This window comes from Comamonas sp. Y33R10-2 (assembly GCF_019355935.1).
GTDB lineage: Bacteria > Pseudomonadota > Gammaproteobacteria > Burkholderiales > Burkholderiaceae_C > Comamonas.
On record NZ_CP079925.1, the window covers coordinates 3,330,289 to 3,346,338 of the forward strand.

15 protein-coding genes are annotated in these 16,050 nt (G+C 55.5%); 13 read left to right on the forward strand and 2 right to left on the reverse strand.

Annotation, left to right across the window (positions count from 1 at the left end; all coding sequences use genetic code 11):
• Positions 1-3 precede the first annotated feature (3 nt).
• A complete protein-coding gene (locus KUF54_RS15020; protein WP_255576148.1) occupies positions 4-504 on the forward strand; it encodes a WbuC family cupin fold metalloprotein in 501 nt (166 codons plus the stop codon).
• On the opposite strand, the gene KUF54_RS17455 is transcribed toward KUF54_RS15020, so the two are convergent.
• Positions 490-1,098, reverse strand: a complete 609-nt coding sequence (locus tag KUF54_RS17455; RefSeq protein WP_370627611.1) for a glycosyltransferase family 4 protein — start codon at positions 1,096-1,098, stop codon at positions 490-492. The two genes, KUF54_RS15020 and KUF54_RS17455, sit on opposite strands and share 15 nt — an antisense overlap.
• Positions 1,099-1,599 (reverse strand): glycosyltransferase, encoded by a 501-nt coding sequence (locus tag KUF54_RS17460; protein WP_255576149.1) that lies wholly within the window; start codon positions 1,597-1,599, stop codon positions 1,099-1,101. It abuts the gene before it with no gap.
• A gap of 134 nt (positions 1,600-1,733) precedes the next feature.
• Between KUF54_RS17460 and argB the strand changes: the two genes are divergently transcribed.
• The 12 genes from argB (at position 1,734) to KUF54_RS15085 (ending at position 15,853) form a co-directional block, all read left to right on the forward strand.
• Entirely contained in the window at positions 1,734-2,633 is a 900-nt protein-coding gene (argB, locus tag KUF54_RS15030) for an acetylglutamate kinase (RefSeq protein ID WP_219343570.1), read from the forward strand.
• Between the two features lie 157 nt (positions 2,634-2,790).
• Positions 2,791-3,510 (forward strand): response regulator transcription factor, encoded by a 720-nt coding sequence (locus KUF54_RS15035; protein WP_219343571.1) that lies wholly within the window; start codon positions 2,791-2,793, stop codon positions 3,508-3,510.
• Positions 3,511-3,654: 144 nt separating this feature from the next.
• Entirely contained in the window at positions 3,655-5,154 is a 1,500-nt protein-coding gene (locus KUF54_RS15040; protein WP_219343572.1) for a sensor histidine kinase, read from the forward strand.
• Between the two features lie 175 nt (positions 5,155-5,329).
• On the forward strand, positions 5,330-6,025 hold the full coding sequence (gene slmA / locus KUF54_RS15045; RefSeq protein WP_219343573.1) for a nucleoid occlusion factor SlmA: 696 nt from the start codon (positions 5,330-5,332) through the stop codon (positions 6,023-6,025).
• A gap of 184 nt (positions 6,026-6,209) precedes the next feature.
• A complete protein-coding gene (locus KUF54_RS15050) occupies positions 6,210-7,028 on the forward strand; it encodes a TetR/AcrR family transcriptional regulator (RefSeq protein ID WP_255576151.1) in 819 nt (272 codons plus the stop codon).
• A gap of 60 nt (positions 7,029-7,088) precedes the next feature.
• Positions 7,089-8,885, forward strand: coding sequence for an acyl-CoA dehydrogenase C-terminal domain-containing protein (locus KUF54_RS15055; protein WP_219343574.1), 1,797 nt, complete (start codon positions 7,089-7,091; stop codon positions 8,883-8,885).
• Between the two features lie 80 nt (positions 8,886-8,965).
• Positions 8,966-9,409 (forward strand): DUF2147 domain-containing protein, encoded by a 444-nt coding sequence (locus tag KUF54_RS15060; RefSeq protein ID WP_219343575.1) that lies wholly within the window; start codon positions 8,966-8,968, stop codon positions 9,407-9,409.
• Between the two features lie 144 nt (positions 9,410-9,553).
• Positions 9,554-11,956 carry a 3-hydroxyacyl-CoA dehydrogenase/enoyl-CoA hydratase family protein gene (locus KUF54_RS15065; protein WP_219343576.1) on the forward strand — a complete coding sequence of 801 codons (2,403 nt, stop codon included), beginning with the start codon at positions 9,554-9,556 and terminating at the stop codon, positions 11,954-11,956.
• A gap of 22 nt (positions 11,957-11,978) precedes the next feature.
• Positions 11,979-13,175, forward strand: coding sequence for an acetyl-CoA C-acyltransferase (locus KUF54_RS15070; RefSeq protein WP_219343577.1), 1,197 nt, complete (start codon positions 11,979-11,981; stop codon positions 13,173-13,175).
• A gap of 10 nt (positions 13,176-13,185) precedes the next feature.
• Complete coding sequence (locus tag KUF54_RS15075; RefSeq protein WP_219343578.1) at positions 13,186-14,124, forward strand: serine aminopeptidase domain-containing protein; 939 nt, start codon at positions 13,186-13,188, stop codon at positions 14,122-14,124.
• A gap of 37 nt (positions 14,125-14,161) precedes the next feature.
• Entirely contained in the window at positions 14,162-14,995 is an 834-nt protein-coding gene (locus KUF54_RS15080; RefSeq protein WP_219343579.1) for an acyl-CoA thioesterase II, read from the forward strand.
• Positions 14,996-15,058: 63 nt separating this feature from the next.
• A complete protein-coding gene (locus tag KUF54_RS15085) occupies positions 15,059-15,853 on the forward strand; it encodes an enoyl-CoA hydratase (protein WP_219343580.1) in 795 nt (264 codons plus the stop codon).
• Positions 15,854-16,050: the final 197 nt, after the last annotated feature.

The window sequence follows — 16,050 nt, forward strand, 5'->3', positions numbered from 1 at the left end:
TATATGTCAGCACGAGTTTTTTCAAGGGACTTGATGGACTCATTGGTAGAAGAGGCCCAATCTAATCCTCGAAGACGACAACACATGAACCTGCATGCTGACTACCAGGAGGCATGCCAGCGGTTCTTTAATGCGATTGAACCCAGTAGCTATCTAAGGCCTCACTGTCATGGACCCTGGCAAGGAGCAGAAACCTTGATTGCCATCAAGGGGCTGCTAGCTTTCATTGTCTTTGGTGGCGAAGGTGAGGTGCAAGCTGTTAACTTGTTCGGCGCGGGCAAGCATTTAAATGAGCCGGGAGTGGCTGTTGGGGTTGAGATTCAGCCGGGGCAATGGCACACCGTCGTTTCATTGGAAAGTGGCTCTATATTGCTCGAGATGAAGGGAGGGCCGTTTGACCCAGTGGCTCCAAAATATTTTGCACCCTGGGCCCCGGAGGAAATGACACAAGAAGGTGAAATTTACCTTCAAGCTTTAAAGATGCATTTTTCACTTCCTAGGTAACCATCTAAAGAGTACAAGCTTCCGATAAAACATCAAATAGCAGATGAAGCTTAATATAAAAGATATAGCAGTTAACAGCTTGCTTTGATATGTCAAAACACCTAGAGAGCAAGGAATTGCTGCATAAATCCAAAGAAATGGTGAGGTAAGTCCATTTTGCATAGGTTTTGAAAAATTAGAAAATAGTTTTCTTGCCCAGCGCTTGTTTGCAAGTGAATGCAGGTGAAAAAAATCTGGTTCTGTTGGACTGTAACCTTCGCGCATTGATCTTCGCAAAACACTGAAGCCGACCTCAATAATGGGGTAGGAGCAGATCAGTAAACTGGTCCAGGGTGATACGGAATGATTGCGCTCAGGTAAAAGTACGGCAATCCAGGCGAGCGTAAATCCCAGGAAGTAGGCGCCGCCGTCACCCAAAAATATTTTACCTTTGGGCCAGTTGACGAGAAAAAATCCGGCTACAGCACCAGCAATGATCATGCAAGTGAAAGCGAGGGGGATATCACCAACGTGCCGGGCGACGAAGCCGAAGGCAGCGAGAATAATTAAAGCTGTGCCAGCCGTAAGGCCATTCAGCCCATCAATAATATTGATTCAGTTAGCTACTCCTCCTACTGCAATAGCAGTAAAGATGACTGAGATGATGGTGAAGCTCAGTAAAAAATCAATGCCGGGCACATCAACATGGGTGAGTGATGTACCTGTAATTCCCCACCCTAGAACGCCTGAAGCCATTGTGGCCAGCAGTCGTACCTTGACGGAAACTTTTTTGGTCAAATCCTCAAGTAGTCCAAAAATGAAAGCGGGTATACCCGCCAGAAGAATTGTGCTGAGAATGGCTCTTTTTTCTGCAGCAGTAATGCCGTGGCTCGAGGCCGCAAAACCCGCAAAAACGCCGATTGCAATGCCAATGCCGCCGATACGCGGTGTTGGGTTTGTATGAACTTTTTGGACTCCGCTATTTGAATCCATAGATAAGCTGCCATGCCATTTTTGCGTGACAACCAGGAAAAGGCAGGTTGCAAAAGATGCCAGTAGGGCGACTGTTGCGTCATACCGTATTAATTCAAGAAGCGAAAATTGAGTTGAAAACATGCAACCAGTTCTTGTTTTGAGTTTTGATTACTGATCTCTAGAAGATCATGGGGAGCACTCAGTGCCTGAGCGGTGTTTGCGGCACAATGCACCATCTTTTGTGAACATTGTCCCACGGGACTGAGCTTTGATCTATGACCACCGTTGATCCCATCACCCACATTGCCCCTCGCGACAAGGCAGAAATTCTGGCTCAGGCGCTGCCCTACATTCGTAAGTTTCATGGCAAGACCATGGTAATCAAGTATGGTGGTAACGCCATGACCGACCCTGCGCTGCAGGCAGATTTTGCGGAAGATGTGGTGCTTCTAAAGCTGGTGGGTATCAATCCGGTGGTGGTTCATGGTGGTGGACCCCAGATTGAGGCAGCTTTGGGGCGTCTGGGCAAAAAGGGCGAATTCATCCAGGGCATGCGCGTGACGGATGAAGAGACCATGGAAGTGGTGGAGTGGGTACTAGCTGGCGAGGTGCAGCAAGACATCGTGGGCCTGATCCATCAGGCGGGTGGCAAGGCTGTGGGTTTGACGGGGCGCGATGGAGGCCTGATTCGCGCCAAGAAGCTCAAGATGGTGGACAACAAGGATTCAAGCATTGAATACGATGTGGGTCATGTGGGTGACATTGTTGCGATCGACCCGAGTGTGGTGAAGGCTCTGCAAGATGATGCGTTTATTCCTGTGATCAGCCCCATTGGTTTTGGCGAGGACAATGAGAGCTACAACATCAACGCCGACGTTGTAGCTAGCAAGCTGGCGACTGTGTTGCAAGCTGAAAAACTGGTGCTTTTAACCAACACTCCGGGCGTTCTGGATAAGGCAGGCAAGCTTCTGACTGATCTGACAGCGCGCGAGATTGATGGTTTGTTTGCGGATGGCACGATTTCTGGAGGCATGTTGCCCAAAATTGCGGGTGCGCTGGATGCCGCCAAAGCAGGTGTGAACGCCGTGCACATCATCGATGGTCGCGTGCCCCATGCCATGCTGCTGGAAATTTTGACGGATCAGGCTTATGGCACGATGATTCGTAGCCATTGATGAGCCTGTCTGGCCCTGACGTGTGGCTGCCTGTGTTGGGTGGCTTGGCGCATAAAGCGTTAACATCGTCACAGGGCTTTTCCGAGCGGGCCTGTGCTCAGGATCCCGTCGCAAGCCGCCTTTGGGCGGCTTTTGTTTTTGAGCTAGGTAGGACTTTATGCGTTTGCTTCTGGTAGAAGATGATGTGATGGTGGCCAGCGGTATCAAGCTGGGTCTGTCCGATGCAGGTTATGCCGTGGACTGGGTGGGCAGTGCTGAGCGTGCACTAGAGGTGTTGACTCAGGAAGCCTTTGATGTGGCTGTGATCGATATCGGCCTGCCAGGTATCAACGGGCTGGAGCTGACCCGTCGATTGCGTAGCAGCGAGGTGGAAAGCAAGGCAATGCCGGTGCTAATCCTCACAGCGCGCGATGCGCTGCAGGATCGCGTTCAGGGCTTGGACTGGGGGGCTGACGACTATATGGTCAAGCCGTTTGAGTTGCCTGAATTACTGGCCCGGCTGCGAGCGCTGATGCGCCGCTCTCAGGCTGCTACGTCTGCGGTGCTGAATTTTGGCGGCATTGAGTTGGATACAGCAGGCCGCCGTGCAGGTGCACGTCAGGCCCCGCTTGAGGGCGAGAGCGAAGGCAAGCTGCTGCCAATCGATTTGGGCCCGCGTGAATGGACAGTGCTTGAATATCTGCTGCTCAACGCACCTAAGCCTGCGAGTAAAGAGAAACTTTTGCAGGCACTGACAGGCTGGGATAGGGAAATTACACCGAATGCGGTGGAGGTTTATGTCTCCCGCCTGCGCAGCAAATTGGAGCCGCATGGCGTGGCTTTGCGCTCTATTCGCGGCTTTGGTTATCGTTTAGAGATGATGCCAGAGGCGACTTGAATGGCTTTTTGCATTCATTGAATTGATAGCTAATTTTCTTATATTCAAAGAAGTTTAGATATAAATTACTCTGAACTCATTGATTAATGAGGACTGCTTGCTATAAAAATAGAGTAGCCAGCCTCGGCATCTATATACGAATTAATGACCGCTAATCTGCGCTTTCGTTTGCTGGTTCTGCTTTTGGTGCCTCTGATGCTATTGGGCGCTATGGGGGGCTGGTTTAGTTACAGCGCAGCCGATGAAGCATCCACCCAGCATGACCAGCGCTTGCTGAGATTGCTGCCGGGTTTAGCGGATTCGGTATTGGCTCCATCCATTGCCGATGGCACGCCGCCTCTGGTGTCACTGACATCTTCGGTAGAAGATTTTTTGCGCAACCAAGGCGATGAAGTGGGCTATGCCGTGGGTGACTTGCAAGGCAAGGTGGTGGCGGGCGATGCCTGGATACGCTTTGATGTGCCAACCACCGGCACGGCGGAATTTCACAGCCAAGAACATGACGGTGTCACTTACCGCGTGGCTGTGCTCAAGGCTGAAACGTACGGCGCTGGTGAGATGGTTGTCATGCTGGCTGATAGCTCGGATGTGCGCCAGCAATGGGTGCGCCAGTTAATCATGCATGTATTGCTGCCCAACTTGCTGCTGATTGCCGGGGCTGCGGTGGCTATTTACTGGTCGGTGAGCCGTGCCTTTAAGCCGCTGCACAAGTTAACGCAGGCGGTTGAACGCCGCTCACCGCGAGATTTGAGTCCTATTGATGAGCAGACGTCGCCCGCTGAAGTGCGCCCACTGGTGCGATCACTGAACCGCTTGTTCTCTTTGGTGAATGCGCAAGCTGAAGGTCAGCGCCGCTTTGTGGCTGATGCAGCCCACCAGCTGCGCACGCCGTTGGCAGCTTTGCAAGCGCAAGTAGAGGCTTGGGCGCTTAGTGGGCAAGAGGCACAGCGCCTTGCCAAGCGCGATGGGCGGCAGGCTCAAATAGTGCTGAATGTGGAGCAGATTGAACAACTGCGCGATGCCACGCGTCGCACCTCTCAACTGGCCCGCCAGCTGCTGGCTTTGTCCCGAGCGGATGCTCGCAATGCTGAGGTGCAACCTTTGCAAAAGGTAGAACTCAAAGAGCTGTGCGAGAGTATGTTGGAAACCTTTATCGACCGAGCTTCAGCGAAGGGGTTGGATTTTGGTTTGGAGGTTAGCTCCGCAGCGGTCTGGGGCCATAGCTGGCTACTGCGTGAGCTGGTTTCTAATTTGGTGGAAAACGCTATTAAATACACGCCCCAAGGCGGCAGCGTTACGTTGTTATGTGGACTGCGTAGCACACCCATTGGCACGGATGATGTCAGTTTGCTCAATATGTCCGGCGTGACTCAATGGGCTTATGTAGAAGTCGATGACGATGGCCCTGGCGTGCCTGAAGAAGAACGCAGTCAGATTACCCAGCGCTTTTATCGCGCTCAGGGTGTTGTAGAAGAGGGAACAGGCTTGGGTTTAGCGATTGCGGATGAAATTACTCAACTCCATCAAGGAGTTTTGAGTTTTTCAGAGGGAAATTTTGGTAAAGGCTTATTAGTAAGGCTTGAAATTCCGGTTCAATCAGTTTTAGAAGGTAGTCATGATCTATCTGAAGGTTTGAGAAGATGATTTCTCGGTTAACCTACTGGTAGTGGTGAGAGCGGTGGGGTGAATTTTCGGGAGTGGAGACCTCAAAGCCGTATTAATTACGGTTTTGCTAGCCTGAAAACCTGCCGATTAGGGAGTCGTGTGCTTAACAGTGCAACTGGCTGTGAGAAAATTGCTAATAAATACTGAGTCGCTTATGTCTGAGTCTGAAGTCCTATCGCCTGTTTCCAATAACGAAAATCTAATTGAGGAGACATCCGTCACCCCTGCGATGGCTCCCGCGCGCAAGCGCCCCAAGCCGGGTGAGCGCCGTGAGCAAATTCTGCAGGCCTTGGCCTCTATGCTGGAAAAGCCCGGTGCTGATCGTATTACGACAGCGGCCCTGGCTGCCCACCTGAGCGTGAGTGAGGCGGCGCTGTATCGCCATTTTGCGAGCAAGGCCCAGATGTTTGAAGGCCTGATCGAGTTCATCGAGCAGTCCGTGTTCACCATGGTTCAGCAAATCGTAGGCCGCGATGCGCAAGATGCATTTCATGACCCTATCGAAGGTGCACGCAACGCCAATCGTGTGATTGCACTGTTGCTGCAATTTGGCGAGAAGAACCCCGGCATGGTGCGTGTGATGGTGGGTGATGCCATCGTGTTTGAACACGAGCGTCTGCAAACCCGTATCAACCAATTCTTTGATCGCATTGAATCGACTCTGCGCCAATGCCTGCGCCCTGCAGCGGGCGCGATGGGCTCAGCAGCCCCAACGGTTGAAGCGTCGGTGGCAGCCAGCGTGCTAACCGCTTTTGCACTGGGCCGCTTGCAGCGCTATGCCCGCTCGGGCTTCCGTCGCTTGCCTACTGAGCACTTGGACGCTAGCCTTGCCATGATGATTGTTGTGTAAAGAATCGATTTCGTAAGCTCATAAAAAACGCCGCAGTCTCAGGACTGGCGGCGTTTTTTGTTGCCGTGAGCGACTTAGCTAGGGAAATCCTTGGCAAGAAATTCCTAGTGTTTACCCTTGTTGATGCTGAGTTGAGAATGAAACTGTGCAAAATAGAACGATCGTTCGTTTTATTGAGAATTTCATGGTTTCGTCTTCCGCTCTTAATTCTTCAAAAAATCCCGCAGATAGGGATGTGGCGCATGTGGTTGGCCGCGTAGAAGGAAGCTCTGCATCGGGTGATGCTGAAGTGCATGAGAAGGCAGCAGCCAAGTTTCGCAAGGCGCAGCCTGCTGCGCAAGCTGCGGTTAGCACCAAGACTGATACCCCAGAGATTGTCGCCAAACCTTCAGGTCGTTCTCTGGCAAAAGGCCAGCAAACCAAGGCCACTATTGTGGAAGCTGCTCTTAATTTAGCAACCCATATTGGCCTGGAAGGCCTGTCCATTGGCGCGATTGCTGAACTCACAGGCATGAGCAAGTCTGGCGTATTTGCCCACTTTGGCTCGCGTGAAGAATTGCAGATTTCCGTGGTGCATGAGTACCACGACCGTTTTGAGCAAGAAGTGTTCTACCCGGCCATCGCCGCTGAGCGCGGCATTCCGCGTCTGCGTGAGCTGTTTGGCAACTGGATGAAGCGCACATCCATCGAAATTGATTGCGGCTGCATCTATATCAGCGGTGCGGTGGAGTTTGATGACCGCACCGGCCCTGTGCGCGATGCACTGGCTGAATCTGTCAGCACTTGGCTAGTTGCTATGCGGCGCACGATTGAGCAAAGCCAAGAGTGCGGTGACTTGCGTGCAGACGCCGATGCCAGCCAGTTGCTGTTTGAAATCCACGGACTGATTTTGGCTTTGCATTATGAAGCCCGCTTCTTGCACAGCGAAGGCTCGATTGATCGCGCCCACGCTGGCTTCAACAACATTCTGGCGCGATACGCCAGAGAACCTGCAGCGGCCTGATTTCCCTCATTGCTGATCCATCCTCCATCCATACGCCAACCCCATTACAGGAGAAGACAAATGCCCAGCTACAACCCACCACTGCGTGACATGCAATTCCTCATGCATGAGGTCTTCAAGGTCGCGGATGCCTATCAGCAGATGCCCAAGCACGCGGAGGTGGATGTGGACACCATCAACGCTGTGCTGGAAGAAGCGGGTAAGTTCGCAGCCAATGTGACTTTTCCGTTGAATATCAGCGGTGATGCTGAGGGTTGCACACTGGACAAAGCCACGCACGAGGTGACTACGCCCAAGGGCTTCAAAGAGGCTTATGCGCAGTTTGTAGAAGGCGGCTGGCCAGCATTGTCCTGTGATCCTGAATACGGTGGGCAGGGCTTGCCCATGGTGCTGAACTCTGCGCTGTATGAAATGCTTAACAGCGCCAATCAGGCGTGGACCATGTACCCCGGCCTCTCGCACGGCGCGTACGAGGCCTTGCATGCCTATGGCACGCCAGAGCAGAAAAAAACCTATCTGACCAAACTCACCAGCGGTGAATGGACCGGCACCATGTGCTTGACTGAATCGCATTGCGGCACCGATCTGGGCCTGCTGCGCTCCAAGGCGGAGCCGCTGGCCGATGGTACGTACAAGATCACCGGCAACAAGATTTTCATCTCGGCGGGTGAACACAATTTCACCTCGAACATTGTGCATTTGGTTCTGGCTCGTCTGCCCGATGCGCCTGTGGGCTCCAAGGGGATCAGTCTGTTTGTGGTGCCCAAGTTCTTGGTCAAGGCCGATGGCTCGCTGGGCGAACGCAACCCCATCTTCTGCGGCGCACTAGAGCACAAGATGGGCATTCATGGCAACGCCACCGCGCAGATCAATATCGATGGTGCCATTGGCACCATGGTCGGCGAGCCCAACAAGGGCCTGCAAGCCATGTTTGTGATGATGAACGCGGCCCGTTTGGGTGTGGGCAACCAGTCGCTGGGCCTGACCGAAGTAGCGTTTCAAAATGCCTTGGCCTATGCCAAAGACCGCCTGCAAATGCGCAGCTTGTCGGGCGTCAAAGCCAAAGACAAGCCGGCTGATCCCATCATCGTGCACCCCGATGTGCGCCGCATGCTGATGACGGCCAAAGCCTATGCCGAAGGCGGTCGAGCTCTGTCCACCTTCAGCGCTCTGCTGATTGATACCGAACTGAACCACCCCGACGAAAAAGTGCGCAAAGACAGCGCCGAACTGGTCGCGTTGCTGACCCCCATCGTCAAGGCCTTCATCACCGACAACGGCTGGATTGCCACCACCATGAGTCAGCAGGTCTACGGCGGCCACGGCTTTATCACCGAGTGGGGCATGGAGCAGTTTGTGCGCGACAACCGCATCAACATGATCTACGAAGGCACGAACGGCGTGCAGGCACTCGATTTGCTGGGTCGAAAAATTTTGGGCAATCAGGGCGCCACGCTCAAGAAGTTTGGCAAGCTGATTGGCAAGCTGGTGGAAGAAGAAGGCGTTAACGAAAAGATGAGCGAGTTCATTACGCCTATCGCCATGCTGGGCGACCAGATGACCAAGTTCACGACCGAAATCGGCTTCAAAGGTATGCAAAACCCCGACGACGTTGGCGCAGCATCGGTGGACTATCTTCGCGTGGCAGGCCACCTCGTCTTTGGCTACCTGTTTGCCCGCATGGCGCAAGTGGCGTTGCGCGAGATCAGCAATGGAAATGCAGACCCCTTCTACCTGGGTAAGCTGCAGACGGCACGTTTTTACTTTGCCAAGCTGTTCCCCGAAACACTGACGCTGATGAAGACAGCCCGCGCTGGCAGCCAGTCGCTGATGGATACCGACGCGGCTCTGGCCTGAGTCTCTGGTCGCCTGCCGCTCATAAAAAGTGAGCGGCATGTGCGGTTTCATTCTTTGGTTCGATATGAAAGGACTTGGATATGAAGACAGTTAAAGCGCTAGCAGCTCTGGTTTTGGTAGCAAGCAGCATGTCTGCCGCATGGGCACAGATGTCGCCGGTGGGCACCTGGCGCAGCATGGACGAGAAAGAGAACACGCCCAAGGCGCAGGTAAAGATCACCGAATCTGGCGGCGTGGTTAGCGGCAAGGTCGAAGCTTTGCTGCGAAAGGGCGCAGACCCCAATCAGCTGTGTGTCGAATGCAAGGATGAGCTGAAAGACAAGCCCATGGTGGGCATGACGTTGATCAGCGGCGTCAAAAAGGCCGAGGGCAAAGACGTCTGGGAAGGTGGAAAGATTCTCGACCCCGAAAACGGCAAGACCTACACCGTGCGGCTGACGCCCATCGAAGACGGCAAAAAGCTGGAAGTTCGCGGCTCCATCGGCCCCTTCTGGCGCACGCAGACCTGGATTCGCGTGCAGTAAAGATGCCCCCTGAGTCGCTGCGCGCCTTCCCCCTTGAGGGGGACGGCGCCAGCGCGGCGGGGCGGCCCTTGCGCGGTGTCCCTGAGTTGGAGCGCGCCAGTTTCAGCTCTGTGACCAATATGAATAACTGAAATGAATGCAACCATGTCCCGATCCAATGTGAAAAAAGTCGCCGTGCTGGGCGCGGGCGTGATGGGTGCGCAGATTGCCGCCCATCTGGTCAACGTCAAGGTGCCTGTCATTCTGTTTGACCTGCCTGCTAAAGAAGGTAGCAAGAGTGGTATTGCTGAAAAGGCGATTGCCAATCTCAAAAAGCTCAAGCCTTCGCCCATCGGTGTGGCCGACGATGTGGAACTGATCCAGCCCGCCAACTACGAAGAGCACATGAAGCTCTTGAAGGGCTGTGATCTGGTCATCGAAGCCATTGCCGAGCGCATGGACTGGAAGCTCGATCTGTATCACAAGATCGCCCCGTTTGTGGCCAAGCATGCGCTGGTGGCTTCCAACACTTCGGGTCTGTCCATCACCAAGCTGAGCGAAGCACTGCCTGATGCGATCAAGCCCCGCTTCTGTGGCATTCACTTCTTCAACCCGCCGCGCTATATGCAACTGGTGGAGTTGATCAACACCCCCACCACCGAGCCTGAAGTGCTGGATCAGCTGGAAGCCTTTGTCACCACCACGCTGGGCAAGGGCGTGGTGCGTGCACATGACACGCCCAACTTCATCGCCAACCGCATAGGTATTGCGGGCATGCTTTCCACCATGAAGCAGGCCGAGAACTTTGGCCTGAGCTTTGATGTGGTCGATGATCTGACTGGCAAAAAATTGGGCCGCGCCTCCAGCGGTACCTTCCGCACGGCGGATGTGGTGGGTCTGGATACCATGGCCCATGTCATCAAGACCATGCAGGAGAACCTGAACGAGCAGAGCGACCCATTCTTTGCCAACTTTGGTACACCCAAGGTGCTGCAAAAGCTGCTTGACCTGGGCTTTCTGGGCAACAAGACCAAGCAGGGCTTTTACAAGCGCGTGGGCCGCGACACCCTGCAGTTCGAGCTGGATAGCGAGGACTACATTCCCGCTGGTGGCAAGGCCGATGAGGTCTATGGTCGTATGCTCAAAAAGCCGGCTGCCGAACGCCTGAAACTGCTGCGCAACGCCGAAGGCAAAGAAGGCCAGTTCCTCTGGGCCATTTTGCGTGACAGCTTTCATTACGCCGCCGTGCATCTGGAGCACATTGCGGACTGCGCCCGTGATGTGGACCAAGCCATGCGCTGGGGTTACGGCATGCAGCAAGGCCCGTTTGAGCTGTGGCAGGACGCAGGCTGGCTGGACGTCGCCAAGATGATTCAGGAAGACATTGATGCAGGCAAGGCTCTTTGCAAGGCGCCGCTGCCAAAGTGGGTGTTTGAAGGCCCGGTGGCTGAATCCGGTGGTGTACACACCGGCAACGGCTCGTGGAGCGCATCGCAAGGCAAATTTGTGCCCCGCCGCGAGCTGCCTGTGTATGAGCGTCAGCTCTTCCCTGAAAAGCTGCTGGGCGAAACCAATCTTGCCGACTGGCAGACCGCTGGCACCACGATTGCAGAGACCAAGGCGCTGCGCACCTGGACACTCGATGGCAAGGTTCTGATCGCTAGCATCAAGAACAAGATGCATGCCATCAGCCCTGAAGTCATGGAAGGTCTGATGGAGGCCGTGGATGTGGCCGAGAGCGACTTTGATGGCATGGTCATCTGGTCGGGCGATACGCCTTTCAGCGTGGGTGCCGACTTGGAAGCTACCATGCCCGCCTTTGTGATTGGCGGTGCGGATGCGATTGAAAGCATCGAGCAAGAGCTGCAGAACTTGATGTTGCGCCTACGTTATGCACAGGTGCCGGTAGTGTCGGCCATCCACGGACTGGCGCTGGGCGGTGGTTGCGAGATGGCCGTGTACTCGGCGCGCCGCGTGGCCCATATGGAAAGCTATATCGGCTTGGTGGAGGTCGGTGTCGGCCTGGTGCCCGGTGCGGGCGGTCTGACCTATATCGCCCGCCGCGCTGCTGAAAATGCTGCCACCAGCACGGGCAAGGATTTGCTGCCCTTCCTCACCGAAGGCTTTACGGCTGCGGCCATGGCCAAAGTCGGCACCAGCGCGCTGGAGTCGCGCAAGCTGGGCTATTTGCTGGACAGCGACATTGTGGTGGCCCACAAGGACGAAGTGCTGTTTGCGGCGATCAATGAAGCCAAGTCCATGGCCGCCAGCGGCTGGCGTGCGCCGCTCAAGCGCAGCTTCCCGGTGGCGGGGCGCAGCGGTCAGGCCACCATCAAGGGATCGCTGGTGAATATGCGCGACGGCGGCTTTATCAGCGAGTTTGATCAGCATATTGCGGGTCTGATTGCCAATGTGGTCTGCGGTGGCGATGTGGATGCTGGCACGCTGGTCGATGAGGCCTATCTGATGAAGCTCGAGCGCAAGGCTTTCTGCCATCTGATTGCCCACCCTAAGACCCATGAACGTATCTTGGGCATGCTCAACACCGGCAAACCTGTGCGCAACTAAGGCGAAGCGAGGAAATTCAAAAATGAAACAAGTACAAGACGCCTATATCGTTGCGGCTACGCGCACGCCGATTGGCCGCTCGCACAAGGGCTTTTTCCGCAACTACCGCCCCGATGACCTGCTGGCCACCACGCTCAAGGCGGCTCTGGCACAGGTGCCTGGCCTGGACCCCAAGGCGATTGAAGACATCGTCTGCGGCTGTGCGATTCCTGAAGCCCAGCAAGGCCTGAACGTGGCGCGTATTGGCGCGGTGCTAGCGGGCCTGCCCACCAGCATTGGCGGCATTACCGTCAACCGTTTCTGCGCCTCTGGCTTGAGCGCCGTTGCCATGGCGGCTGACCGCATTCGGGTGGGCGAAGCTGATGTGATGATTGCGGCCGGCGTGGAAAGCATGAGCATGGTGCCCATGATGGGCAACTCGCCTAGCCTCTCGCCCAGCATCTTTGAGCGTGATGGCGACGTAGGCATTGCCTACGGTATGGGCCTGACGGCGGAGAAGGTCGCTCAGCAGTGGCAGGTCTCGCGTGAGGCGCAAGATGCCTTCGCGCTGGAATCGCACCGCCGCGCCATGGCTGCGCAGCAAGCAGGCGAGTTTGCCGACGAAATCACGCCGATTGAAGTCACCGACCGTTCGCTGAATATTGCCACTGGCGAGACCGTGGCCAGCACACGGACCGTGAGTCTGGACGAAGGCCCACGCCCTGACACCAGCATCGAAGGCCTGGCCAAGCTGCGCACCGTGTTTGCGGCACGTGGCTCGGTCACGGCGGGCAATAGCTCGCAGACCAGTGATGGTGCCGGTGCGCTGATCCTTGCCAGCGGCGATGCGGTCAAGCGCTTTGGCCTCACGCCTCTGGCGCGTTTTGTGAGCTATGCCAGCAAGGGTGTGCCACCCGCCATCATGGGCATTGGGCCTATCGAGGCCATTCCTGCCGCGCTGCGCTATGCCGGTCTCAAGCAGGACGATATTGACTGGTACGAACTCAACGAAGCGTTTGCAGCCCAGTCTCTGGCCGTGATCAACACGCTGGGGCTGGACGCATCTAAGGTCAACCCCATGGGCGGTGCGATTGCGCTGGGCCACCCGCTGGGTGCGACGGGCGCAATTCGTGCGGCTACCGTGGTGCATGCGCTGCGCCGCAAGCAACTCAAATACGGCATGGTGACCATGTGCGTAGGCATGGGGCAGGGCGCGGCGGGTATCTTTGAGCGGGTGTAAACCGCCAAGCATGCCAACCACGTCTGAGCATGAAGTGCAGTGGACGGAGATGCATCTGCCCATTTCCGTGGGATCTGCTTGTCTGTTGCTGCGCCAATGTCAGCCCACAACGGCAGCGGCGATGGCGCAGGTGGTGGTGGCCCCCGCCATGGGCGTGCCGCAAAGTTACTACCAAGCCTTTGCGCGATGGCTGGCAGAGCAGGGCTATGGCGTGACCACGTTTGACTATCGTGGTCACGGTCTGTCCTTGCAAGGTCGTCTGAAGGATGCCAAGGCAGATCTGCTGGACTGGGCCAAGGATTGCGAGCAGGTGGCAGCTCAGCTCAAAAAGCAATTCTCAAATCAGGCCTTGATCTGGATTGGGCACAGCGTGGGCTCGCAATTGCCGGGTTTGGCTTCAACACCTTTGCCCATCAATGGCTTGCTTTCCATTGCCAGTGGCAGCGGCTATTGGCGCGATAACGCTGCACCTACCAAGCGAGTGATACGTATTTTTTGGTGGGGTATAGCGCCGTTGGCGACTTGGTTGTACGGTGCCTTTCCGGGTCGCAAACTAGGCATGGTGGGCGACTTGCCGGCAGGAGTGATTTGGCAATGGCGGCGTTGGTGCCTGCATCCGCGCTATGCCATGGGCGTAGAAGGTGAATGGGTCGCAGATGCTTATGCCGCAGCGCACTACCCACTACACGCTTTGTATGTAGAAGATGACGAAATGATGTCACTGGCCAGTGTGCAGTCGCTGGTGGGCTGGTACCAGAGTGCTCCCAGCACGCTGGAGCATTTGAACCCAGCACGGGCTCCATCCGGGCACATAGGCCATCTGGGGTATTTCAGACCTGAGATGGCTGAGCAATTATGGCGACCTCTTTTGCCATTGCTGCAGAGCTGGGGCGCGGGTGATCGCAGTCCCGGTAAACCCTTGTACGAGCCGAAAGAGTCACCTTTTTGACGGCTTTCGTTGCTAGCCTTGGACAACACTGAGACCTATGAGCACAGACCTCCACCCCTTTGATCGTGCCGTGACTCTGACTGTCACGGGAGTGCCCAATCAGTACCAAGGCCAAGCTTCGTCGGATTACTGGAACATGGTCGGGCCTTATGGCGGCATCACGGCAGCCAGTTTGCTTCAGGCCGTGCAGCAGCACCCGCAATGTTTGGGTGATCCGCTCTCCATCACTGTCAACTACTCTGCTGCTGTGGGGGCCGGTGCTTTGGTGATTGATGCCAATCCGGTGCGTACCAACCGCTCAACCCAGCACTGGATTTTGACTGTGCAGCAGCCTGATGCAGATGGCCAAATGCAAGTGGTGACAACGGCCACCGCAGTAACCGCCGTGCGCCGCGATACTTGGAGCGCAAGTGATGTACCCATGCCCGCGGTGAAGCCTGCAGCAGATCTCGAGCGCGTGCCACCTTTATTCAAGGGCTCTGAATGGCTGAGTCGTTATGAGATGCGCTTTGCAGACGGAATTTTGCCCATGGATGAAGACGCAGCAGAGCGCGACTCTTTGACGCGGCTGTGGGTGAGAGACAATCCGCCGCGTCCGCTGGATTTTGCGTCGCTGGCTGCGGTCTCTGACATCTTCTTTCCACGGGCATGGCTACGTCGTGCCAAACGCGTGCCGGCAGGTACGGTGTCAATGACCGTGTACTTTCATGCTGGACGCGAGGATTTGGCAGCCGCCGGCGATGATTTTTTGTTAGCGCAGGCGCGCGGGCAAGAATTTCGCAATGGTTTTTTTGACCAGACTGCCCAGTTGTGGAGCCAATCTGGTCAGATATTGGCGACCAGCCACCAGATTGTCTATTTCAAAGAATAAGGCGCCGAATGTGGCGGCCTATTAAAAGTTCACACCATTCACACCATTCAACAAGGTAAGACCATGAGCAATACCCAAGATAACCAAGACATTCTGGTGCACACCGAAGAAGGTGTTTGCACCATCACGTTTAACCGCGCAGCGAAGAAAAACTCCTTCACTGAAGCCATGTACACGCAGATGGCAGATGCACTGGCATCCGCTAAGACCGACGCTGGCGTGCGCGTGGTGGTGTTTCAGGGCGACATTGCCATCTTCAGCGCGGGCAACGATATTGCAGATTTTCTCAAGCAAGCATCGACACCCGGCGCCATGGGAGCTGATGCTCCGGTGTGGCGCTTTCTGCAAGAAGTCTCGGCTTTTCCTAAGCCATTGGTTGCAGCCGTTTGCGGCCCAGCCGTAGGCATTGGTACCACGCTGCTGCTGCATTGCGACTTGGTTTATGCAGGTGATAACGCAGCCTTTTCACTGCCCTTTATCAACCTGGGCGTTTGCCCCGAAGCTGCATCGAGCCTGCTGCTGCCGCAAATGCTGGGCTACCACCGCGCAGCCGAAGCACTGCTGCTGGGCGAGCCCTTCTTGGCTGAAGCCGCACTGGAAGTGGGCCTGGTCAACCGCGTGGTGCCACCCAATGAATGCAACGGCGTGGCCCAAGCCCAAGCCAAGAAGCTGGCGCGCAAGCCCCTGTCATCGCTGATCGAAACCAAGCGTTTGATGAAGGGCGGCCAAGCCAAGGCTGTGAGCGAGCGCATTGTGGAAGAAGGCGCAGTCTTCGCCCGCATGCTGCGCGAGCCTGCGGCCAAAGAAGCCCTGACATCGTTTATGGAAAAACGTCATCCGGACTTCAGCAAGTGCTGAGGTTGGAGGCTGCGTAAGCAGCACGAGCGAAGCGAGAGTGACGCTTTCATCAAAAGCGGTCATCTCTCCTTCAGCAAGTGCTGAAATCCAGGCCGGCGAAGCTGGCTTGAGCGCAGCGAAGGATGACGCTTTCATCAAAAGCGTCACTTAATGACCAGATAAAAAATCGCCCTCTTTTGGGCGATTTTTTTATTGCA

Excerpts from the sequence above, each read along its gene's own strand:
- KUF54_RS15020 (WP_255576148.1), top strand. The coding sequence starts at position 4 with ATGTCAGCACGAGTTTTTTCAAGGGACTTGATGGACTCATTGGTAGAA.
- KUF54_RS17460 (WP_255576149.1), bottom strand. The coding sequence starts at position 1,599 with ATGTTTTCAACTCAATTTTCGCTTCTTGAATTAATACGGTATGACGCA.
- argB (WP_219343570.1), top strand. The coding sequence starts at position 1,734 with ATGACCACCGTTGATCCCATCACCCACATTGCCCCTCGCGACAAGGCA.
- KUF54_RS15035 (WP_219343571.1), top strand. The coding sequence starts at position 2,791 with ATGCGTTTGCTTCTGGTAGAAGATGATGTGATGGTGGCCAGCGGTATC.
- KUF54_RS15040 (WP_219343572.1), top strand. The coding sequence starts at position 3,655 with ATGACCGCTAATCTGCGCTTTCGTTTGCTGGTTCTGCTTTTGGTGCCT.
- slmA (WP_219343573.1), top strand. The coding sequence starts at position 5,330 with ATGTCTGAGTCTGAAGTCCTATCGCCTGTTTCCAATAACGAAAATCTA.
- KUF54_RS15050 (WP_255576151.1), top strand. The coding sequence starts at position 6,210 with ATGGTTTCGTCTTCCGCTCTTAATTCTTCAAAAAATCCCGCAGATAGG.
- KUF54_RS15055 (WP_219343574.1), top strand. The coding sequence starts at position 7,089 with ATGCCCAGCTACAACCCACCACTGCGTGACATGCAATTCCTCATGCAT.
- KUF54_RS15060 (WP_219343575.1), top strand. The coding sequence starts at position 8,966 with ATGAAGACAGTTAAAGCGCTAGCAGCTCTGGTTTTGGTAGCAAGCAGC.
- KUF54_RS15065 (WP_219343576.1), top strand. The coding sequence starts at position 9,554 with ATGTCCCGATCCAATGTGAAAAAAGTCGCCGTGCTGGGCGCGGGCGTG.
- KUF54_RS15070 (WP_219343577.1), top strand. The coding sequence starts at position 11,979 with ATGAAACAAGTACAAGACGCCTATATCGTTGCGGCTACGCGCACGCCG.
- KUF54_RS15075 (WP_219343578.1), top strand. The coding sequence starts at position 13,186 with ATGCCAACCACGTCTGAGCATGAAGTGCAGTGGACGGAGATGCATCTG.
- KUF54_RS15080 (WP_219343579.1), top strand. The coding sequence starts at position 14,162 with ATGAGCACAGACCTCCACCCCTTTGATCGTGCCGTGACTCTGACTGTC.
- KUF54_RS15085 (WP_219343580.1), top strand. The coding sequence starts at position 15,059 with ATGAGCAATACCCAAGATAACCAAGACATTCTGGTGCACACCGAAGAA.